We start from the raw sequence: 21665 nt of genomic DNA on the forward strand, positions 1-21665 counted from the left end.
CATCAACTGACACTCCCACATCGGGAGCAAGCCCCCTCCCACAGTGAATCAGTTAGTTTGTCGCCAGCGGCGGCGTACGCGGCGGGATCAGGCGTTTGCTGCCGGTGGCTTCATACGCCGCCGCAAACCGCAGCAATGCCGAATCATCGTAGGCGCGCCCGGCAAAGGTCAGCCCGACCGGCATGCCGATGTCCGCCATCACGCCCATGGGCACGGTAACGGTAGGCACGCCCAGGTGGCGGATGGCGAGGTTGCCGTTGGCCACCCACACACCGTTGCTCCAGGCAATGTCCGCACTGGCTTCGTTCACATCGGCATCCGCAGGGCCTACATCGGCCACGGTGGGGAACAGCACAGCGTCGAGGCCGAGCTTATCCATCCAGTCTTCCAGGTCGATCCGCCGGGTTTGCTCCAGGCCGCGCAGGCCATCGGGGACGGTGCTGATCTCGTTCCACGGGGTGATGCCACGCTCGGCCATGCGCACGTACTCGTCCATGCCGGCTGCGAGGTCGTCTTCACGGTTGGGCAAGGTGCCAGGGTCGTGGGGGAAGATTTTCGGCCCGTCCACATCGGCCAGGCGGTTCAGGGCCGGGTCGTTGTTGGCGCGCAGGAAATCATCGAAGGCCCAGGCCGACAGTTCCCACAGTTCATCGTGCAGGAATTCCCGGGACACCAGGCCACGATTAAACACGGTCGGCGCGCCTGGGCGGTCGCCTTCGCAGTTGGACACCAGTGGGAAGTCGACCTCGATGACTTCGGCACCGGCGGCTTCCAGCGCCTGGCGTGCGTCTTTCCAGAGGTCGATCACGCTGGCACGGGTGTTTATCTTCTGCCCGGTGGGGCCGCCGATGCCGGGCTTTTCGCTGGTGCCGGCCTCGGGGTCGGCGTTGATGTACATGCGCGGCACGCCGAAGCGTTTGCCGGCCAGGGATTCGGCCGTCGCCGCCAATTCAGGGTAAGACGCCGGGCGCACCGAGGCGACGCTGGGGATCGGCACCCACGGCTGCAGGCGCCACAGGTCGCCACGGGTGTGCGGGTCTTCAGCCACTACCACGTCGAGCACTTCCAGCAGGTCGGCCATGGTGCGGGCGTAGGGCACCACCACGTCCATGGTCGGGGTCAACGGCCAGTTGCCGCGCACCGAAATCACCCCACGGGACGGGGTGTAGGCGCACAGGCCATTGTTGGACGCCGGGCCACGGCCGCTGGACCAGGTTTCTTCCGCCAGGCCGAAGGCGGCAAAGCTGGCGGCGGTGGCGGTGCCGGCACCGTTGGACGAACCGGAGGCGAACGGCGCGGTGAGGTAGTCGGCGTTATACGGGCTTTCCGCGCGGCCATACACGCCGCGCTGCATGCCGCCATTGGCCATCGGCGGCATGTTGGTCTTGCCCAGGCAGATGGCGCCACCGGCGCGCAGGCGCTCGATGGTGAACGCATCGCGCTGGGCGACAAGGCTGGCAAAGGCCGGGCTGCCCGAGGCGGCCGTCAGCCCTTTGACCAGGTAGCTGTCCTTGGCGGTGTAGGGAATGCCATCCAATGGCCCCAAGGTTTCGCCCTTGGCCCGACGTGCATCGGAGGCTTGGGCTTCCTTGAGGGCGTCGGGGTTACGCACGACGACGGCGTTGAGGGCGGTAGCGGTCTGCGGACCGTCGTAGGCATCGATCCGTGCGAGGTAAGCCTGCACCAGTTCAACGGCCGTGGTCTGGCCGGATTCGAGCGCCGCGCGCAATTGGGCAATGGAGACTTCGGTAACTTGCATGACGTTTTCTTCGCCGCCTTAAGTTGAGGTATGGCGGCAGTCTACGTACAGATATTTCACAAAACCAGTGCGGCATTTTCCCCATGGGCGGCACGCATCACCTGCCAGGTGGCGTCGTCTGCGGGAATCAGATGTTCGATACGCAGGGAGGCGAGGGTGATGTCCTGGGGCATGCCGAAGGTGGTGAAGGTGGACAGAAAGCTCAGCTCGCCCTGGCTGGTATGCACGCGGGTCAACACCAGCGGCGGCATTTCAGGCGGCGGCGTGGTGTGGGCGGGGGCGGGCAGGCTCGCCAGTAGAGCGGCCAGCACAGGGTTGTCCAGCGCCTCGCGGCTTGCCCGTTGCCAGGCCAGGGTGCGGATTTCTTCGGCGTTGACCAGGTGGTCGCCCAGGCCGCCGGGTTGCAGCAGGGTGGTCAGCAGGTTCAGGCCTTCCAGCGGCGGCGTGACCCCCACCAGTTCCAACAGCGCGCCGGTACTCGCATTCGCCGCCAGCACTTCCCAGTGGCTGCCCAGCAGGATCGCCGGGGCCGGGTTGTTGGCGTGCAGGACATGGCTGACCGCCTCGCGAATTGCGGCCATGGCCGGGGAGGCGAGCGGGGTAGCGGTATAGCGGGGCGCGAAGCCGGCGGCGAGGAATACGCGGTTGCACTGCTCCAGCGGTGTTTCCAGTGCGCTGAGCAGGTGATTCAACGTACCTGGGCTCGGCTTGGCGCGGCCGGTTTCGAGGCAACTGAGGTGGCGCTGGGACACGCCGGTGATCAGGGCCAGGTCAAGTTGGCTCAGACCAGCCTGTCGGCGTAGCTGGCGCAGATGTTCGCCGGCAGTAGCGGGGTTATCCATGGCGTGACTATGACCTCCGAGGTCATTGCGAGGGGGCAACCTTATCACTAGGGTGGGCCTCGATCACGTCAAGGAACAGACCATGCACAAACCTTATCTGGCCCTGGCCGCTCTGCTGGGTTTTTCGCTGTACACCCTGTTCACGCTGCTCACGGCCGAGCAATCGTTGCTGGCCTTCGGACGAGAGTTGATATCGCGCCCGGACACCGCGCAGGTCGTCATCGACCTGTACCTGATGGCCGTGCTGGCCTGTGTGTGGATGTACCGGGATGCACGGGCGCGGGGGCGGTCGCTGGCGTCGGTGCTGCCGTACTTCTTGCTGACGGCGGTGTTCGTGTCGGTGGGGCCGTTGCTGTATATCGTCGTCAATGGTGTTGTGCGACGCGCAGAACGTCAGGACTGACGGGTCTACTTGTGGCGAGGGAGCAAGCCCCCTCGCCACGATGAAGTTTATGGGTTGAGGAATGCCTGGTAGTTGTCCTTGGTGATCTGCTGATAAGGAATGGTCAGCTCGGCGTCATACGGCTGTTTCTTGACCATCTTCACCGCCAGGTCAATGGAGCCCACGGCCTGCCCCTTGTTGTCCTGATACGCCGTCACCAGCAACTGGCCTTTCTTCACTGCGTCCAAACCGGCCGCGCCGCCATCGCTGCCGGCCACCAGAATATCCTTGCCGGGCTGCATGCCGGCCTGGCTGATCGCCATGGCCGCGCCAATCGCCATTTCATCGGCATTCGCCGCCACGGCGTCGATTTTGCGCCCGGACACGATCCAGTTGTTCATCAGGTCAATTGCCTTGCTGCGCTGCCATTCGGCACTCTGCTCCTCGACGATCTTTATACCTGGATAGTCCTTGAGCACGTTCTTGACCCCCAGCGTACGGTTGTGGGTGGCGTTGTTGGACAGCAGCCCGAGCATGATCGCCAGGTTGCCTTTGCCGCCCATTTTCTCGGCCAGGTAGCGCATCTGGATTTCACCGGCCTTGATCTCATCCGAGCCGACATAGCCAACCCCTGGCGGTACTTCCTTGAACTCGGGGCGGCGGTTGACGTACACCAGCGGGATCCTGGCCTGTTGGGCATTGACCGTCATTTTCTGGGTGGCGGCGGTGTCTACGGCGTTGACGATAATTGCGTCCATGCCCTGGGCGGTGAAGTTCTGCACCTGGTTAAGCTGGCGCACCACGTCGCCCTGGGCATCTTCGAATTGCAGGGTCACGCCGGGCAGTTCCCGGGCGTGGGCGGCCATGTAGTCACGCATTTGCGCGAGAAATACGTCGTCGACCTGGGCGATGCTCACGCCGATCCGTATATCGGCCAGCGCCCAGGGGGTGATGGCGAGGGTCAAGAGTGCCGCAAGGAGTTGCTTCTTCATGGTTGTGCTCCGTTGTTTTTGTTGTTGTTAAAACATCACGCCTGGCGCTTGGCCCGCAGTTGCGCCACGGCCGCGGCGAAGTCCTCATACGCCCAGCGTTCGTCGAGGGCCTGCAGCATGAGTTGCTGCCCGGTTTGCGGGGCCAGGCCCTGCAAGGGTGGGTCGGTGTCGAGGTTGGTGGGGAAGGCATAGCCGTCGGCGGTGCAGGCCACCACCGCTGCAATCGCCTGGGCATCCAGGGCCGTGTTGGCCAGCAGGACCGGGTACACCGCCAGCATCATGCGGTCGCGGTCGAGGGCTTCCATGGGCTTGCCGAAGGCCGAGGAGATTTGCAGCAGGTTGGCCATGCGCTGGTGGCCGGCCGTGCGGTTGGTGCCGGCGGCGTGGAACAGCGCCGGGTTGAAAAACAGCAGGTCGCCCTTGTCCAGCGCCAGTTGCACGGCGTGCTGCTGGAAGTGCTCGATAAATTCGGGGCGCCGCCAGGCCAGGTAACCCAGGGCGTATTGCTGGGAAAACGGCAGCAACTGGGTGGGGCCGCTTTCCAGCGGCATCGCCGAGTGGGCCACTGCGCCCTGCAACGTCAGGTACTGGGACAGCACATGCAAGGGCAGGGGAAAGCGCTCCACCACCTCGGTGGTCTGGAAGCCCAGGTGATAGTCGCGGTGCGGCTGTTGCGCCTGGCCGCCGGGGTGCACCACGTTCACTTGCGCCGTTACCTGATAGCTCGGGCCCAGCCATGCCTCGGCGATCAGCCCCAGCAGCGGGTTGGCGTAATACTCCACAAAGGATTGCGGCGACTGTAGCGCGGCCTTCTGCAATGAATTCCAGATACGCCCGTTACTGCCGGCCTTGGCAAAATGGTCGGCGGCCACGCCTTGGGCGGCCTCCTGGGCAAAGATCGCCTCGAACACCTGGCTGTGGCGATCCACCACTTCCAGGTCCTCATAGGCGCGGCGCACCACCATCACGCCCGGTCCATCGCGAAACAAACGGTGCAGTTCATTCATCACCGTGTGGCGGTCGCTGTTGCGCAAGGTGCAGGCCTGATAGACCGGCACGTTGCCGAGCACTTCCGCAGCCAGGGGATAGTCCTCGGCACGCGCCTGTTGCGCGCAAATCCGCTTGAAATCCTCAATGCGTACATCCTGCAGTGTCACAAATGCCGACATTACTCACCTCCCAGGCTCAGGGCATTGAAGGGCTGCGGGCTGCCGCTGTCGGTGCAGCCGACCACGCCTTGCTCCAGGTCGATCACCGCGCCGGTCATCATCCCCGACTCGCGCGACAGCAGGAACGCCACGCTTTGCGCCACCTCTTCGGGCTTGAGCAGGCGGCCGAACGGCTGCGCGCGTTCCGCCTCAGCCAGCCAACCGTCCTGGGCGCCGTGGTACTGGCGCTGGATCTGATCCTCATGGGGCGTGTCCATCCAGCCGATGTTCAGGCCGTTGACGCGGATCCGGTTGCGCAGCGCACTGAACGCCACGTTCCTGGTCAGGATCGCCAGCGCACCTTTGGACGCCGCATACGCGCAAAGGAACGATTGACCACCATGCCCGGTGATGCTCTGGATGTTTACCACGGCGCCTTCCACGCCCTGGCTGATCATCAATTTCAACGCGTCCTGCATCAGGAAAAACGGCGCCCGCACATTCACCGCCATCAGCCGATCGAACAGCTGCGGCGAGGTGTCGACAATGGTGCCGCGGTCCGACATCCCGGCGCAGTTCACCAGGCCATGCAGGGTGCCGAAGTGGGTGCGCGCGGCCTCGATGATCGCGCGGCAATCCTCGACCTGTTCAAGGTCGGCCTCGACAAAAAACGCCTGGCAATCCAGCTGCGCCAACTGCCGCACCTGTTCTTCGCCCTGGGCGCGGCGCCGCCCGCAAATGATCAGCCCGGCGGCGCCGCGTCGCGCCAGGGTGTGGGCCACGGCGGCGCCCAGGCCCTGGGTGCTGCCGGTGACGACAAAATATTGGCCGTTGAACGTACTGGCGAGCTCGGCTTGAGGCATGGGGTTCTCCTGGATTGTTGTTGTTTTGATTGCCCGGCTCGACGCCGGACAAAACTGAGACTAGCATTGCAAAACCTCAGTAATACCTAAAAAAGACCTCATAAACACCTCAGGCGAAACCCATGCTCGAACGCGCCAAACACTTCTCCATCAAGCAACTCGCGACCCAGGCGGGCGTGAGCAAGGCCACGGTCGACCGCGTGCTGCATCAGCGCGGCAGCGTGCACGGCCAGACTCGCCGACGTATCGAGCAGGCGCTGGATGAACTGGAATCCCAGGAGAAAAACGGCCTGGCGGTAGGGCGCACCTTCCATGTCGACGTGATCATGCACACCCCTCAGCGTTTCAGCGCCGCGGTGCAGGCGGCGATCACCGCGCAACTGGCCAGCCTGGCGCCGTTTCGCATCGCCCCGCGTTTTCACCTGTTCGAAGAAATCGAGCCCCAGGCCATGCACGATCAGTTGCTGCGCTGCCTCGACACCGGCAGCCAGGGCGTGGTGCTCAAGGCCGCCGACGAGCCGGCGGTGAACCAGGCCGTCAAGCACCTGATCGCGGCGGGCATCCCGGTGGTGACCCTGGTGACGGACCTGCCGCAAAGCGAACGCATCGGCTACGTCGGCATGGACAACCGCACCGCCGGTCAGACCGCCGCCTACCTGATGTCGCGTTGGCTGCCGGCGTTGCCCCAGGACGTGGCGGTGGTGATCGGCAGCGAGTTGTTCCGTGGCGAGGAGGAGCGCGAGATGGGCTTTCGCGCCTGGCTGCGCGGGCGAGCCCCCCACCTGCGGGTGCTGGACGTCAGCGGCGGCTATGGCGTGTACCCGCGCACCTTCGAGCGGGTCACCCAGGCGCTGCAACAGCATCCCGGCCTCAAGGCGGTGTACAGCGTCGGCGGCGGCAACCGTGCGATTGTCGACGCCTTCGCCGCCCTGGGTCGCCCGCTGGAGGTGTTTATCGGCCACGACCTCGACGAAGAAAACCGCCAACTGCTGCTGGACGAAAAAATCGCCGCGATCATCGACCACAACCTGCAGATCGATGCCCGCCACGTGTTCCTGCACATCCTGCACTACCACCGGTTGTGGAAGGCCGGCCCGATTGCGCCGTCACAGGTGCAGATCGTCACCCCGTTCAACCTGCCGGACTGAGCACTCCCCCAAACAACAAGATCAGGAGTTCAACCATGCTACGTATCGCTGTTCTAGGTGCCGGGCGCATCGCCAGGATCCACGCCGCCAATGTCGCCGCCCACCCGAATGCCACGCTGGTGCTGGTGGCCGATCCCTGGCGCGAAGGCGTCGATGCCCTCAGCCGCCAACTGGGCTGCGAGGCGGCCTACGATTGCGCCGCCGTCCTCACGCGCAAAGACATCGACGCCGTGGTCATCGGCACCCCCACCGACACCCATATCGACCTGCTGTTGGCGGCGGTCGCCGAGGGCAAGGCGGTACTCTGCGAGAAGCCCATCGACCTCGACATCGCCAAGGCCCGCAGCGCCGCCCAGGCCGTGGAGCGCCAGGGCGGCAAGGTGATGCTCGGCTTCAATCGCCGTTTCGACCCCGACATGCTGCGCCTGCGCCAGGCCCTGGATGCCGGCCAGATCGGCGCAGTGCGCCAAGTGATCATCACCAGCCGCGACCCAGGCCTGGCCCCGCGGGACTACCTGGAACACTCCGGTGGCATCCTGCGCGACATGACCATCCACGACTTCGACACCGCCCGCCACCTGCTCGGCGAAGAACCGGTGGAAGTCAGCGCCATCGCCAGCCGCCTGGTGGACCCGAGCCTGGAACAGATCGACGACTACGACAGCGTGATGGTCCTGCTGCGTACCGCCTCCGGCAAGCAATGCCATATCAACTGCTGCCGCCAGGCGGTATACGGTTACGACCAGCGCGTGGAAGTCTCCGGCGCCCTTGGCGTGCTGCTCACCGACAACCATCGCCCCAGCACCCTGCGCCACTGGAGCGCCGACCACACCGAAGCGCTGGAACCGTTGCAGCATTTCTTCCTGGAGCGTTACGCCGATGCCTATCGCAATGAGCTGACCCGGTTTATCGATGCGCTGAACAACGGCCAGGCACTGCCCACCAGTGTGCGCGACGGGTTGTATGCGCTGCATCTGGCCGATTGTGCGTTGGAGTCGGTGAGGACGGGGAGGTGCGTGGCGGTCAGTTACGACCTGTAGGCCCCGGTCCGATCCACCAACCGAATGCTGTCCCGTCCGCCACGCTTGGATTCATACAGCGTGGTATCTCCCTGTTCGATCAGCGCCGCCAGGCTGGCCGGCGGCTGGTCGAACAGGGTGGCGCCGATGCTCAGGGTCACCGGCGCGGGCGTGGCAAAGGTTTGTGCGGCCAGTTGCTGGAACTGCTCGCGCAGGCTGCTGCCCAGTTCGACGATCTGCTCGGTCGAGGCCGGGTTAAGCAGGATCACAAACTCATCACCGCCCAAACGTGCGGCCAGCGCGCCTCGGGGCACGACTGCGCGAATCATCTCGCTCAAGGCGATCAGCACACGGTCGCCGGCGGTATGGCCGTGGAGGTCGTTGACCGACTTGAAGTTGTCGATATCGATCAGCAGCAGGGCGCCCGGTTGTTGCGCCGACACCTGGGCCAGCAGGCGCGGCGCGCGCAGGTCGAGGGCGCGGCGGTTGTAGAGGGCGGTGAGCGGGTCGCGGGCGGCGAGGCGGGCGATCTGCTGTTCGCGGCGGTAGCGTTCCGAGCCGGTCATCGACAGCGCAATCAGCATGATCGCCATGGCGCCTTCCACCAGGGACACCTGGATGATCTCGCCCTTGAACGCCGCAAGGTCGATCAAGGTGCCAGGGATCACCACCGACAGCGCCTTGGCCACGTAGAACATGCCGTGGACCAGCAGCACATAACGCAGTTGCACCGCGCCGATGCTCAGTGATCGGCCGTGGGGCCGCAGCAGGAAACTGGCGCGCAGGGTCGGCAGCGCGACCAGCAGCGACTGCACGCCCAACATGGCTTTGGACCACGGCAGGTCGGTCGGGAGCATCAGCATGCCCAGCCACACGGCCAGCAGCAGCCACCACCGCGGCGACAGGCGTACCTGGGTAAAGCGCGCGACCCCGAGCAAGAACAGGCAGTGCGCGGCCACCAGCAAGCCGTTGGCAAACCAGATGCCGATGAGCAGGTAGCCATTGATGCGCAGCAGGGCCAAGGTGGAGCCGACGGTGATGGTGGCGAAACCGGCGCTCCAGAACAGCAGCGAAGGTTCGCGTACGCTGCGCCATTCTATGGCCAGGTACAGGGCAGCAGCGGCGGCCAGGGCAACGGTGAGTGCCAAAATCGTAGGAGGGTCGAGCGTCATTTCGTGCCGGGTCTGCCTGGGTGTGCGTTGAGGCTGGGGATTGTAAGCGCACACGCAGGTTTTTCAGAGCCCAAAGGATAATGGCATACAGCCATCCGATGATCGGCGGTCTAGACGCCTTTGGTCGACGGCAGCAGTATCGTCAGGATGCCCACCAGTGGCAGGAATGAGCACAGTGTGTAGACGTACTCGATGCCGTGGCTGTCGGCGAGCAGGCCGAGCAGCGCCGCGCCGATCCCGCTGAAGCCGAACATCAGGCCGAAAAAGATCCCGGCGATCATGCCGACATTACCGGGCACCAGTTCCTGGGCAAACACCACGATGGCCGAGAACGCCGAGGCGAGGATGAAGCCGATCACCACGCTGAGCACGGCGGTCCAGAACAGGTCTACGTAGGGCAGGGCCAGGGTGAACGGCGCGGCACCGAGGATCGAGAACCAGATGACTTTCTTGCGCCCGATCCGGTCGCCGATCGGCCCGCCCGCGAAGGTGCCCACGGCCACTGCACCGAGGAACAGGAACAGGTACATCTGAGAACTCGATACCGACAGGTGGAATTTTTCAATCAGGTAGAACGTGAAGTAGCTGGTCAGGCTGGTCATGTAGAAGTATTTGGAGAACACCAGCACCGCCAGCACCACCAGGGCAAACGTCACGCGGCCTTTGGACAAGCCGTGGGTGGCTTTGCCGCCTTGCTTGAGCTTGAACAGGTTGAGGTGGTTGCGGTACCAGCGGCTCAAGCCGTACAGCACCAGGATCGCGAACACGGCAAACAGCCCGAACCAGGCGATGTTGCCCTGGCCGTAAGGAATGATGATCGCCGCCGCGAGCAACGGCCCCAACGCGCTGCCGGTGTTGCCGCCGACCTGGAAGGTCGATTGCGCCAGGCCATAGCGCCCGCCGGAGGCCAGGCGTGCGACGCGCGAGGTTTCCGGGTGGAAGGTCGATGAGCCGACGCCCACCAGGGCTGCCGCCAGCAGGATCGCCGGGAAGCTGCCGACAAACGCCAGCATCAGGATGCCGACCAGGGTGCAGACCATGCCCGCCGGCAGCAGCCACGGCTTGGGATGCCGGTCGGTGTGGTAGCCGATCCAGGGTTGCAGCAGCGAGGCGGTCAGCTGGAACGTCAGGGTGATCAGGCCGACCTGGGTAAACGTCAGGCCGTAGTTGGCCTTGAGCATCGGGTAGATCGACGGTAATACGGCCTGGATCAGGTCATTGATCAGGTGCGCCAGGGCACAGGCGCCGAGGATACGCATGACTAACGGGCTTACTTGGGGCGGACTCGAGGTGGCGGCAGGTGATGCGGTCAGGGTCGACATGCAGGCATTCCATACAAGGCAGCGAAGAGGGGCAGCGAGTACTTGAGCAGGCTGCCCATTTCAATTTGTTTCAGAGCTTATGCTAGATTCGTCAGGAATGCCTGTCTCGCGTAATTCGGGAGGTAACCATCGTAAAAAGGGCGAAATGATCAAATCACTGGATAAATTTTTGCAGGAAATCGATGAGGGCGACTGGGCTGTCATCAGTTCGGCCACCGATTATCCGGAAAACTGGGTGATCCCCGACCACAGTCACGAAAAGCATCAATTACTCTACGCCACCGAAGGCGTGATGGTGGTGCATTCGGCGCACAACCAGTGGACGGTACCGCCCAACCGCGGCTTCTGGATGCCCTGCGGGCACGTGCACTCCCTGCGCTGCGTGGGCGCCCTGAAAATGCGTAGCGTGTTCGTGCGCCCCGACAGTTTCCCCAACCTGCCGACCGAGACCAAGGCGGTGAGTATTTCGCCGCTGCTGAGCGAGCTGATCAAGGCCTCCGTGAGCTTGAAACCGCCCTATGCCGAAGACTCCCGCGATGCGCGGATCATGCACCTGATCCTCGACGAGCTGGCGCTGTTGCCGGCCTTGCCGCTGTCGCTGCCGCAGCCCGCCGATCTGCGGATCCAGCAGATCTGCCTGGCGTGGCAGGAGGACCCGGGCGATGCCTCCACCGTGGCGGATTGGAGCGAGCGCCTGGCCCTCGACCAGAAAACCATCCAGCGCCTGTTCCGCAAGGACACCGGCATGACCTTCGGCCAATGGCGCCAGCAGGCGCGGCTGCTGCTGGCATTGGAGCGTATCGCGGTGGGGCAGAAGATTATCGACGTGGCCCTGGAGCTGGGCTACGAAAGCCCGAGTGCGTTTACCAGCATGTTCAAGAAACAGTTTGGCAAGACCCCGAGTCATTTTTTCCGCTGACGTCGGCGCAGTAGTCGTCCAGCAAGCCGTTGAATGCGTCGATATCCAGCGGTCGGCTGAGGAAGTAGCCCTGGCCTTCTTCACACGCCACGCTTTTGAGCATGGCCAGGTGCTCAGCGGTTTCGATGCCTTCGGCCGTGACCGTCAGGGCAAGGGCACGGCCCAAGCCGACAATGGCTTGGATAATCGCCTTGTCATCCTCGCTTTCCTCCAGTCGGGTGAGGAAGCTGCGGTCGATTTTCAGACCATCGAACGGGAACGCCCGCAGGTAGCTGAGGGACGAATAGCCGGTGCCGAAGTCATCCATGGCAATGCGGATGCCCAGTTGCTTGAGCGTGCGCATCACCTCAAGTGCGCCGACGGCGTCCTCGAGCATGACGCTTTCGGTCATTTCCACCTCAAGGCGCGCAGGGTCGATACCCGAGGCGTCCAGGGCGTGGCGCACGCGCTCCACCAGGTTGCCGCGCTTGAACTCGGTGGGTGACAGGTTCACCGAGACGAACAGCGTGTCGGGCCACTGCGCCGCGCACGCACAGGCAGTTGCCAGTACCCAGTCACTCAGCGCCAGGATCAGCCCCGATTCTTCGGCAATCGGAATAAAGGTGTCCGGGGCGATCAGCCCGCGTACCGGGTGCTGCCAGCGCACCAGGGCTTCGGCCCCGACCATCTGCCCATCGGCGATGCGATAGCGCGGCTGGAAGTGCAGGCGCAGTTCGGCGTGCTTGATCGCAAAGCGCAGATCGCTCTCCAGGCGCCGCCGCTCGATGATCCGCGTATTCATGTCCCCGGAGTAAAAGCGCCAGGTATTGCGCCCGGCCGCCTTGGCCTCATACAGCGCGATATCGGCGTAGCGCAGCAGTTCGGTGGCATCGCGGGCATCGGTGGGCGCCAGGGCAATGCCGATACTGGCACTGATAAACACCTCTTGTTCGTCGATTTTGATCGCCTGCTCGATGGACTCGATCAAGCGCAGGCACAGGCTTTCGACTTCATCCTGGCTGCCGGCGTCGCTGAGGATCAGCACAAACTCATCGCCGCCGACGCGAGCCACCAGGTCGCCGTGGCGCACGCAGGCGGCCAGGCGGCCGGACACTTGATTGAGCACCCGGTCACCGGCGGCGTGGCCGAGCAGGTCATTGACCGGCTTGAAGCGGTCCAGGTCGAGGCTGAGCATCACCAGCGGCTGCTCGGTGCCGGGCAGGGCCTTGAGTTTGCCGTCCAGGAACGCCTGCAGGCGTGTGCGGTTGGGCAGCCCGGTCAGGGCGTCGTGTTGAGACAGGTACTCGATGCGCCGACGTGCTTCGACTTCTTCGGTCACGTCGGTGGCCGTACCGCGAAACCCGCCACAGGGCATTTCCCGGGCCGACAGCCGGGTTGTGCGCTCCTGTCCCTGGGCATCGATATAGCGGCATTGCACACTGATGTCCACGCGCCGGCCCGGGGTGCTCAGCCACTGCGACAGCAGGTCGGCCTCGGTGTCCAGCAGGTCGCTCATGGCCGCACCGAGCCAGGCTTGCCGGGTCAGGCCGGTGACGCTTTCGAAACGCTCAGACAGGTAGGTAAAACGCCAGCCGACATCTATTTCCCAGACCCAGTCCGAGCTGGCCTCCACCACGTCACGAAAGCGCGCCTCGCTGGTGGCCAGGGCGGCCTGGCTGTCCAGCAGGGAGGTGTGACTGGCATCCAGGGCGAGGGCGGCGGCGGTGGCGCGACGCAGAATGACCCAGGTCATCAGGCACACCAGCAGCGCGGCCAACCCCAGCAGCGGCAAGCCTACGCTCATCAAGCGCAGGCCGGGTCGCGCAGGTTCCCAATGCAGGCTGCCAGCGGCGCCGTTATCGCCAAGGGGGAAAACCAGGGTCTGGCCGATGTCATCGGGCGTGGCCACATGCAGCTTGCCCACGCCGAAGTCATCGCCGATCGCACTCAGCTTGGCGCTGTTGAGAACGTCGACGAAAATCAATACCGAGGCCGGCCGGCCATCGGGCTCTACCGTGGGATCGGTGCCGGGCGTGATCGCGGCGGCGGCCACCAGTGCCGGGCTGCCGCGTACATTGATGAACGCCGTGACCGGTGTTTCGTTTTCAGCCCCGGCACGCGCCTGCTCGATAATTTCGGTCAGGGGCTGGTCGAGCCACTGCGAGAGCTCGACGCTTTGCAGCGCGCCCTTGATCACCGAGTAGACCGTGCGATTGTTGTTATCGACCACGAACAGGCCTTGGAAACCAAAGTCCTGATACAGCGTGGCGCCGACGTTGCCGCGCGCGTAGGCCCAGTCGCTGTCCACGGTCATGTGCAGGTGCTTGTAGGCATCGCTCCAGAAGGCGTAGTCCTTGACGGTCACCCTCAGGGACTTCTCCAGGGATTGCACGGCTTTACGCGTATAAAACGCGCTTTCCTGCTGTTCGGAGTGATCCAGTTCGTGCGCAAGGTAAACCAGGGAGTAGGCGGCGGCGGCAAAGACCAGGGCCAGCAACGCCACGAAATTGAACAGCGATGTACGTGCCAGCGACAGGCTGGTGCGATTGGAGAGCTTGCGCACAATGGGGGCGAGAGAGTTCGGCATTATTTCCCGCAGGACGTCGCTGCAAGTAAGGGATATGCCTACGTATCGGCTGTCTGGGCAAAATAATTAGCGCTTCAGCACCTTGCGCCCACATGGGTTTGCCTTCACCGGAACGCTGTCGCCGTACTGGCGGCCCAGGCGAGTATCGCCGCCATGCACAGTAGCGCCGCGCTCAAGGCAAACGTCGCCTGGTAGCCCGACAGGTCAAACACCACACCGCCCAGCGTTGCCCCGGCGGCGATTGCCAGTTGGATGATGGCAACCATCAAGCCGCCCCCTGCCTCGGCATCCTCAGGCAGGGTTTTTGCCAGCCAGGTCCACCAGCCCACCGGCGCGGCGGTGGCTACCAGGCCCCACACACAGAGCAGCGCGCCGGTGATAACGGTCGAGCTGCCGAATGCGACCAATGCCAGGGCGATCACCGCCATCAATACGGGAATGGCGATCAGCGTGGGGTACAGGCTGTTCTTCAGGACACGCTCGATCAGCAGTGTGCCGGCCAATCCGGCCAGGCCGAGCACCAGCAACATCAACGACAGCAGCGACACACCCACCTGGGTAACACCTTCCAGAAACGGCCGCAGGTAGGTGAACAGCATGAACTGGCCCATGAAAAACACGCTGATGGCAAGCATGCCCAGGGCCACCGGGGCGCGCTTGATCAAGCGCAACAGGTTGCCGTTGTCGGCCTGGCTGCGGGGCGTGATCGACGGCAGGCTCAGCAGCAGCCACAGCACCGCGACCACGGCCACCGGCACCACGCAGAAAAACGCGCCACGCCAGCCGATCAAACCACCGAGGAAACTGCCCAGCGGTGCCGCGATCACGGTTGCCAGTGCGTTACCGCCATTGACGATAGCCAAGGCGCGCGGCACCTGGCCCTCGGGCACCAGGCGCATGGCGGTGGCTGCCGACAGCGACCAGAAACCGCCGATGGCAACGCCGATCAGGGCGCGGCCGAGCATGAAGATCAGGTAGTTCGGCGCGAACGCTACCACGCTGCCGGACACGATCATCAGCAAGGTCAGCGCGACCAGCAGGCGCTTGCGATCCACGCGCGCCGCCACTCGGGCGATCACCAGGCTGGTGAGCAAGGCAAACAGGCCTGACACCGAAATACCCTGGCCGGCCTGGCCTTGGCTGATGCCCAGGTCGGCGGCCAGCGGGGTCAACAGGCTCACCGGCATGAACTCCGAGGCCACCAGGGCAAAGGCCGCCAGGGACAGGGCGAAGACTGCGCCCCAGCGGGGCGTGTGAGGGTTTATCGAGATCACTTCAAGTGACTTTTGAAGAAGCTGGTGAGCTTGGCGAAGGGGATCAGGTTGACCCGGTCGTAGAGGTCCACATGGCCGGCGTTGGGGATGATCACCAGCTCCTTGGGCTCGGCGGCACGGTGGTAGGCGTCTTCGCTGAACTCGCGGGAGTGGGCATCGGCACCGGCAATCAACAGCAACGGGCGAGGGGAAATGGTCTCGATATCGTTGAACGGATAGAAGTTCATGAACTTCACGTTGCTGGTCAGCGTCGGCATGGTGGTGGTCTGCGGCGACGCGCCGGCCGGTGTGACTTCACCGCGCGGTGTGCGGTAGAAATCGAAAAACTCATCGCCAATCGGGTTGCCGCTCCGCTTGAGCGGCGTGCCGCTGGTGTAGAGGGTCTCGCCGCCCTGGAATTCCACGTAACGCTGGTTGGCCGCCTGCACCAGCACCTGTCGGCGTTGTTCCGCTGTCATGCCGTGCTTGAGGCCGTTGCGGTTGGCGGCGCCCATGTCGTACATGCTGATCGTGGCAATGGCCTTGAGGCGTGGGTCGATCTTTGCCGCCGCGATGGCAAAGCTGCCGCTGCCGCAGATGCCGATTACGCCGATGCGCTCACGATCGACCAGCGGCCGGGTACCGAGGAAGTCTACGGCGGCGCTGAAGTCTTCGGCGTAGAGGTCGGGCAGCACCGCATTGCGTGGTGTGCCTGCGCTTTCGCCCCAGAACGACAGGTCCAGCGACAAGGTGACAAAGCCCTGTTCGGCCATTTTGGTGGCGTAGAGGTTGGCGCTCTGTTCCTTGACGGCGCCCATCGGGTGGCCGACGATCAGCGCGGCATTTTTCGAGGCCGGGGCGAGCTGTTTGGGCACGAACAGGTTGCCCGCCACCGGCATGCCGTATTGATTGTTGAAGGTGACTTTTTCGACGGACACCTTGTCGCTTGTGTAGAAGTTGTTTGCACCGTTGGACATGTCGGCTCCCAGAGAAGAGAACGAAATCACCAGCAGACTCAGGGTGAGCAAGAGGCTTTTCATGGATGGATCCTTGAGAAGGGGGTCGGCACATTTTCCCGGCGTGGCTGAGGGTTCTGTAGTGCGTTCCACTGGATTACTTGCCTGATCCTCTGAGTCTGGCGGGTTGCCGGGGACGCCAGCGGGCCGGTCGGGGTAAAGTCCAACGATCAGAGCAAAGGGCCCTTTATGAAGATCAATCAAACGCCCCTGGACGTGCTGGTCCGCGTGATCGGCTCAAGGGTCTGCGTACCCGGCGACTACCCCACGGCCATCCCCGGCCTGGGCTTTTATCGGCGTGAGCAGCCCGCGACACCCGTGGTGTGCATGGTCGAGCCGAGCATCGTGCTGGTTGCCCAGGGTGAGAAGCGGCTGTGGGTCGGCGGCGAGGGGTACCCGTATGACACGGCACGATTTCTGCTCACGTCGCTGGATATACCGGCCAACTCCGAAGTGCTGGTCGCCAGCCCGACCCGCCCGTGCCTGGGCCTGACTTTCAAGCTCGACCTGCGCATCCTGGCCGAGCTGATCGCCCAGGGGGAGTTGCCGCCAACGCGTGAGCGGGCGGTGATGAAAGGCGTGGGGATTGGTGTGGTGACCGGCGCCATGCTTGCCTCCTTTGCGCGCCTGGTTGAATTGCTTGATGAGCCCGAAGCGATACCGGTGCTCGCGCCCTTGATCCAGCGCGAGATTCACTTCCGGCTATTGCAGAGCGACCAGGCCGGCCGACTGCGCCAGATCTGCTCCGTGGACGGGCAGGGTTATCGGATTGCGCGGGCGATCGATTGGCTCAAGCTCAATTACGACGTGCCGCTGCGCGTGGACGAACTGGCCGCGCGCGTGCAGATGAGCGCGGCGACGTTTCACCATCACTTTCGCCAACTGACGGCCATGAGCCCGCTGCAGTATCAGAAATGGCTGCGCCTCAACGAAGCGCGGCGTTTGATGTTGAACGAGCATCGGGACGTATCCAGCGCGGCGTTCAAGGTCGGCTATGAAAGCCCGTCGCAGTTCAGCCGCGAGTACAGCCGGCTGTTTGGTGTGCCGCCCAAGCGCGATATGGCCGTGCTGCGCGGCAAAGCGGCGGTCAGCGATCCGCTGGCGTCAAGTTAGCGTAGAAGATGCAGCCGATCAGCCGCGCAAACAGGCTGAGGGTTTCCGGCAGGTTGGGGTCGTCAAACAGCATCGCCCGGGAATCCAGCGCACACAGTGCACCGAACAGCCGGCCATCCGGGAGGAAGATCGGCGCGCCGGCATAGCTCTCGATGGCGTATTGCTTGACCACCGGGCGTGCGGCAAAGCGGCCATTGGCGCTGACCTGCGGGATGAACAGGGTCTGTGGGTTGATGCAGAACTCGCTGCACAGGGTGGTTTCCAGGTCGAGCACGTCATCGGCATGAATGCCCATGTCGAAGGGGTCGTGCGCTGAACAGACAATCCATTCCAGGTCAGTGAACTTGGCGATGCCGGCAAAGCGCATGCCCGTCAGGCGGGTGACCAATTGCAGGATGCTGGTGGTGGCTTCGATTTCGGCGATGGCAGCGCGTTCGTCGGCGCTGAGTAACGCGTGTGCGGCGGTGCAGCTTGGAAGCATGGTTGAACACTCCACTGGCGTGGCGGCCCTTGCCACCACGCTTGGTCAGGTCTTAGTTGATACGCGGATGCTGCTGCACCAGGTTCTGGCGCTTGGCTTCCAGTTCGGCAATCTCGGCGTCAATGTCTTCGATTTTCTGCTCGATATTGTCGTGATGCTCCTGCAGCAACTCCTTGGCTTCTTCCATGTCCGACGCAGCCGGTGCTGCGCCGCGCAGGGGTTTGTTGGCGGTTTCCTTCATGGTCAGGCCGGTGATCAGGCCGACCACCGCAAACACCATCAGGTAGTAGGCGGGCATGTACAGGTCATTGGTGCTTTCAACCAGCCAGGCCACCGCGGTAGGCGTGACGCCGGCGATCAATACCGAGACGTTGAACGCACTGGCCAACGCGCTGTAGCGCAGGTGCGTGGGGAACATCGCCGGCAGCGTGGACGCCATGACGCCGATGAAGAAGTTAAGCACGATGGCCAGGATCAGCAAGCCGGCGAAGATCAGGCCGGTCTTGCCGCTGGTGATCAGCATGAAGGCCGGAATGGCCAGGAACAGCAGGCCGATGCTGCCGGCGATGATGAAGGGCTTGCGGCCGATCTTGTCGCTGACAAAACCGATGAACGGCTGCACGAACAGCATGCCGACCATGATTGCGATGATGATCAGCACACCGCTGTTTTCGGAGTAGTGCAGGTTATGGGACAGGTAGCTCGGCATGTACGTGAGCAGCATGTAGTACGTCACGTTGGTGGCCGCGACAATGCCGATGCAGGTCAGCAGGCTGCGCCAGTGCTTGGTGGCGATCTCCTTGAACGACACTTTCGGGCCATGGGTCAGGCCTTCGCGGTCACCCTGTTCGAGCTTGTCGACATGCTGTTGGAACGCCGGGGTTTCTTCCAACGCATGGCGCAGGTACAGGCCGATCATGCCCAGGGGCAGGGCCAGGAAGAACGGCAGGCGCCAGCCCCAGGCCTCGAAGTCGGCTTCGCCCAGCACGCTGGAGATCAGCACCACGACGCCGGCACCGAGGACGAAACCGGCGATGGAGCCGAAGTCCAGCCAACTGCCGAGGAAGCCGCGCTTGCGGTCCGGCGCATATTCGGCGACGAAGATCGAGGCGCCGGTGTATTCACCGCCCACCGAGAAGCCCTGGGCCATTTTGCACAGCAGCAGCAGGATCGGCGCCCAGATGCCGATGGAGGCGTACCCGGGGATCAGGCCGATGGCGAAGGTGCTCAGCGACATGATCACAATGGTCGCGGCGAGGACTTTCTGGCGTCCGTATTTATCGCCCAGCGCGCCGAAGAACAGGCCGCCCAGGGGACGAATCAGGAACGGCACGGAGAACGTCGCCAGTGCCGCGATCATTTGTACGCTAGGGGAGGCGTCGGGGAAGAACACCTTACCCAATACATAGGCGACGAACCCGTAGACACCAAAGTCGAACCACTCCATGGCGTTACCCAGTGCGGCGGCGGTGATCGCCTTGCGCATCTTGGCGTCGTCAACAATGGTGATGTCTTTCAAACCGATGGGCTTGACGCTTTTCTTACGTAATTTCATGCGGACCACTCTAAAACAGAACAGGGGAGGTGCCATCGTTGCGATGGCACCGCTCTGTCAGTTCAGATACAAGCGGACATGAAATAATTCACCGCTATTTGCGTTTTTTTGCCTGGGGCGCAATTTGCGTGCAATTGCCTGGGTTTTCGGGGTGAGCACCTACCCTGGGGCGATCCGGCATTCTGTGGTGAGCGGGCTTGCCACAAGAAGCATAGGTATCTACACAACTCTTAAAGGCTGACACATAACTCTGTGGTGAGCGGGCTTGTCGAATCGTCGCACCGCCCGCGCTGGGCTGCGAAGCGGCCCCAATAAGGTCACCGAAGAGTGCCAGAATCAATCGAGGTGAAGGTTTTGGGGCTGCTTCGCAACCCAGCGCGGGGCAAGCCCGCTCACCACAGAAGCCTAATTGCCAGAGATTCCGTATTCACTGGAAGTTGTGTAGATACCCATGCACAAGAAGCCCGCTCGCCGTGGTCATGTGCGCTTGTCGTCCTACAACCTAGCTGCGCCTGGCACTTTTTACACCCGCGAGATAGCCCGCAAAAGCCGTAATCTTTCAGATTGACAGCGGGTAGGTAGCCCGATATAAAAGCCACAGTTGTACGACGACATATGACGTTACATATGTCCTACCTAACAAAAATAAAAAGTGATGCCATGAACTTGATCGAGCCCATCAACGCCCAGCGCGTTGGCCAAGCTGTAGGCAACTATCGCTGGACCATCTGCGCGATGTTGTTTTTCGCGACCACCGTCAACTACCTCGACCGCCAGGTGCTCAGCCTGCTCGCGCCGCAGTTGTCGACGCAATTTGGCTGGAGCAACACCGATTACGCCAATATCGCGGCGGTGTTCCAGTTTGTGTATGCGATCTCCATGCTGTTTGCCGGGCGGTTCGTCGACAAGATCGGCACCAAGGCCGCCTACGTGATCGCGATTGCGATCTGGTCCACCGGCGCCATCATGCATGCGTTCTCGGTGCCGATGGGCGAGGGCATCGCCGCGGTCAGCGGTGCGATCGGCCTGGCAGTGATTCCGGTGTCCATCGCCGGCTTCATGCTGTCCCGGGCGGTGCTGGCTATCGGCGAGGCGGGTAACTTCCCGATTGCGATCAAGGCCACCGCCGAATATTTCCCCAAGAAAGAACGCTCGCTGGCCACCGGGATCTTCAACTCCGGCGCCAACGTCGGCGCGATCCTGGCGCCGATCTGTGTGCCGCTGATCGCCGGGATGTGGGGCTGGGAAGCGGCCTTTATGGTCATCGGCATGCTGGGCTTTGTGTGGGTGGCGGTATGGGCGGCGGTGTATGAGAAGCCGGAGCAGCAAAAACGCCTGTCGGCCGAAGAGCTGGCCTATATCCGCAGCGACCAGGCGCAGCAGCCCTCTATCCCGCCGGTTGCAGGCGCGGTACAGAAAAAAGTCTCGTGGTTCAAGTTGCTCACCTACCGCCAGACGTGGGCGTTTGCCTTCGGCAAGTTCATGACCGATGGCGTGTGGTGGTTCTTCCTGTTCTGGCTGCCCACCTACCTGTCGGCGCAATACGGCATGAAAGGCGCCGATATCGTCATGCCGCTGGCCGTGCTGTACAGCATGACCATGGTCGGCAGCATCGGCGGCGGCTGGTTCCCCAGCTACTTCATGGCCCGTGGCGATGCCCCCTACGACGGCCGCATGAAAGCCATGCTGGTGATCGCGCTGTTCCCGTTGGTGGTGTTGCTGGCGCAACCGTTGGGCTACATCAGCTTCTGGGTCCCGGTATTGCTGATCGGCGTCGGCGCCTCGGCGCACCAGGCGTGGTCGTGCAACATCTTCACCACCGTGTCCGACATGTTCCCGCAGAAAACCGTGGCCTCGGTGGTCGGCATCGGCGGCATGGCCGGCGGCATCGGCGGTGTGGTGATGACCAAGATCGGCGGCTGGGTGTTCGACTACTACAAGTCCATCAATGACATCCACACCGGCTACATGATCATGTTCGCGATCTGTGCGCTGGCGTACCTGGTGGCCTGGAGCGTGATGAAGACCCTGGTGCCGCGCCATAAGGAAATCACTGACCTGTAATACCTCGTGGCCGCCGCGCTGTCGCGCAGCAAACTGGTACCTCTGTGGCGA

18 protein-coding genes are annotated in these 21665 nt (G+C 63.3%); 6 read left to right on the forward strand and 12 right to left on the reverse strand.

Translation table 11 applies throughout. The features are described from left to right. Window positions 1–52 precede the first annotated feature (52 nt). Both BFP99_RS22645 and BFP99_RS22650 read right to left on the reverse strand, forming a co-directional pair. Window positions 53–1759 (reverse strand): amidase, encoded by a 1707-nt coding sequence (locus BFP99_RS22645; protein ID WP_065948253.1) that lies wholly within the window; start codon window positions 1757–1759, stop codon window positions 53–55. A gap of 56 nt (window positions 1760–1815) precedes the next feature. Further along, window positions 1816–2601, reverse strand: a complete 786-nt coding sequence (locus tag BFP99_RS22650; protein WP_065928037.1) for a helix-turn-helix domain-containing protein — start codon at window positions 2599–2601, stop codon at window positions 1816–1818. An 82-nt stretch (window positions 2602–2683) separates the two neighbouring features. Here BFP99_RS22650 and BFP99_RS22655 point away from each other — a divergent pair, with 82 nt between their 5' ends. Continuing rightward, window positions 2684–3004, forward strand: a complete 321-nt coding sequence (locus BFP99_RS22655; RefSeq protein WP_065948254.1) for a DUF2834 domain-containing protein — start codon at window positions 2684–2686, stop codon at window positions 3002–3004. A gap of 47 nt (window positions 3005–3051) precedes the next feature. Here BFP99_RS22655 and BFP99_RS22660 read toward each other — a convergent pair whose 3' ends face one another. Genes BFP99_RS22660 through BFP99_RS22670 form a run of 3 tightly spaced genes read right to left on the reverse strand, consistent with a single transcriptional unit; the run spans window position 3052 to window position 5986 of the window. Further along, window positions 3052–3975 (reverse strand): sugar ABC transporter substrate-binding protein, encoded by a 924-nt coding sequence (locus BFP99_RS22660; RefSeq protein ID WP_065928039.1) that lies wholly within the window; start codon window positions 3973–3975, stop codon window positions 3052–3054. Window positions 3976–4010: 35 nt separating this feature from the next. Beyond that, window positions 4011–5144, reverse strand: a complete 1134-nt coding sequence (locus tag BFP99_RS22665) for a phytanoyl-CoA dioxygenase family protein (RefSeq protein WP_065928040.1) — start codon at window positions 5142–5144, stop codon at window positions 4011–4013. Further along, window positions 5144–5986, reverse strand: coding sequence for an SDR family oxidoreductase (locus BFP99_RS22670; protein WP_065948255.1), 843 nt, complete (start codon window positions 5984–5986; stop codon window positions 5144–5146). Before BFP99_RS22670 ends, BFP99_RS22665 begins: the two co-directional genes overlap by 1 nt. 122 nt (window positions 5987–6108) lie before the next feature. Here BFP99_RS22670 and BFP99_RS22675 point away from each other — a divergent pair, with 122 nt between their 5' ends. Then, window positions 6109–7134, forward strand: coding sequence for a LacI family DNA-binding transcriptional regulator (locus tag BFP99_RS22675; RefSeq protein ID WP_065928042.1), 1026 nt, complete (start codon window positions 6109–6111; stop codon window positions 7132–7134). 35 nt (window positions 7135–7169) lie between these two features. Next, on the forward strand, window positions 7170–8174 hold the full coding sequence (gene iolG, locus BFP99_RS22680) for an inositol 2-dehydrogenase (protein WP_065928043.1): 1005 nt from the start codon (window positions 7170–7172) through the stop codon (window positions 8172–8174). Here the strand turns inward: iolG and BFP99_RS22685 are convergent. Continuing rightward, window positions 8162–9325 (reverse strand): GGDEF domain-containing protein, encoded by a 1164-nt coding sequence (locus tag BFP99_RS22685; protein WP_027608507.1) that lies wholly within the window; start codon window positions 9323–9325, stop codon window positions 8162–8164. The genes iolG and BFP99_RS22685 overlap by 13 nt on opposite strands. A gap of 110 nt (window positions 9326–9435) precedes the next feature. Next, on the reverse strand, window positions 9436–10647 hold the full coding sequence (locus tag BFP99_RS22690; RefSeq protein ID WP_065928044.1) for an MFS transporter: 1212 nt from the start codon (window positions 10645–10647) through the stop codon (window positions 9436–9438). 97 nt (window positions 10648–10744) lie between these two features. Between BFP99_RS22690 and BFP99_RS22695 the strand changes: the two genes are divergently transcribed. After that, on the forward strand, window positions 10745–11566 hold the full coding sequence (locus tag BFP99_RS22695; protein ID WP_065942075.1) for an AraC family transcriptional regulator: 822 nt from the start codon (window positions 10745–10747) through the stop codon (window positions 11564–11566). On the opposite strand, the gene BFP99_RS22700 is transcribed toward BFP99_RS22695, so the two are convergent. From BFP99_RS22700 to BFP99_RS22710, 3 genes are all read right to left on the reverse strand, one after another. Further along, complete coding sequence (locus BFP99_RS22700; RefSeq protein ID WP_065948256.1) at window positions 11523–14132, reverse strand: bifunctional diguanylate cyclase/phosphodiesterase; 2610 nt, start codon at window positions 14130–14132, stop codon at window positions 11523–11525. The two genes, BFP99_RS22695 and BFP99_RS22700, sit on opposite strands and share 44 nt — an antisense overlap. Before the next feature lie 104 nt (window positions 14133–14236). After that, window positions 14237–15406, reverse strand: coding sequence for an MFS transporter (locus BFP99_RS22705; RefSeq protein ID WP_065948257.1), 1170 nt, complete (start codon window positions 15404–15406; stop codon window positions 14237–14239). After that, window positions 15403–16425: an alpha/beta hydrolase gene (locus BFP99_RS22710; protein ID WP_065948258.1), complete on the reverse strand. Its 1023-nt coding sequence runs from the start codon at window positions 16423–16425 to the stop codon at window positions 15403–15405. Before BFP99_RS22710 ends, BFP99_RS22705 begins: the two co-directional genes overlap by 4 nt. Before the next feature lie 165 nt (window positions 16426–16590). Between BFP99_RS22710 and BFP99_RS22715 the strand changes: the two genes are divergently transcribed. Beyond that, on the forward strand, window positions 16591–17514 hold the full coding sequence (locus tag BFP99_RS22715; protein WP_065928050.1) for an AraC family transcriptional regulator: 924 nt from the start codon (window positions 16591–16593) through the stop codon (window positions 17512–17514). Here the strand turns inward: BFP99_RS22715 and BFP99_RS22720 are convergent. Further along, window positions 17489–17995, reverse strand: a complete 507-nt coding sequence (locus BFP99_RS22720) for a GAF domain-containing protein (RefSeq protein WP_065928051.1) — start codon at window positions 17993–17995, stop codon at window positions 17489–17491. The genes BFP99_RS22715 and BFP99_RS22720 overlap by 26 nt on opposite strands. Before the next feature lie 52 nt (window positions 17996–18047). After that, a complete protein-coding gene (gene proP / locus BFP99_RS22725; protein ID WP_065928052.1) occupies window positions 18048–19550 on the reverse strand; it encodes a glycine betaine/L-proline transporter ProP in 1503 nt (500 codons plus the stop codon). Between the two features lie 660 nt (window positions 19551–20210). On the opposite strand from proP, the gene BFP99_RS22730 reads away from it, so the two are divergent. Beyond that, on the forward strand, window positions 20211–21614 hold the full coding sequence (locus BFP99_RS22730; protein ID WP_065948259.1) for an MFS transporter: 1404 nt from the start codon (window positions 20211–20213) through the stop codon (window positions 21612–21614). Window positions 21615–21665: the final 51 nt, after the last annotated feature.

The organism is Pseudomonas sp. 1 R 17 (assembly GCF_900067035.1).
In the GTDB taxonomy this organism is placed as follows: domain Bacteria; phylum Pseudomonadota; class Gammaproteobacteria; order Pseudomonadales; family Pseudomonadaceae; genus Aquipseudomonas; species Aquipseudomonas marginalis.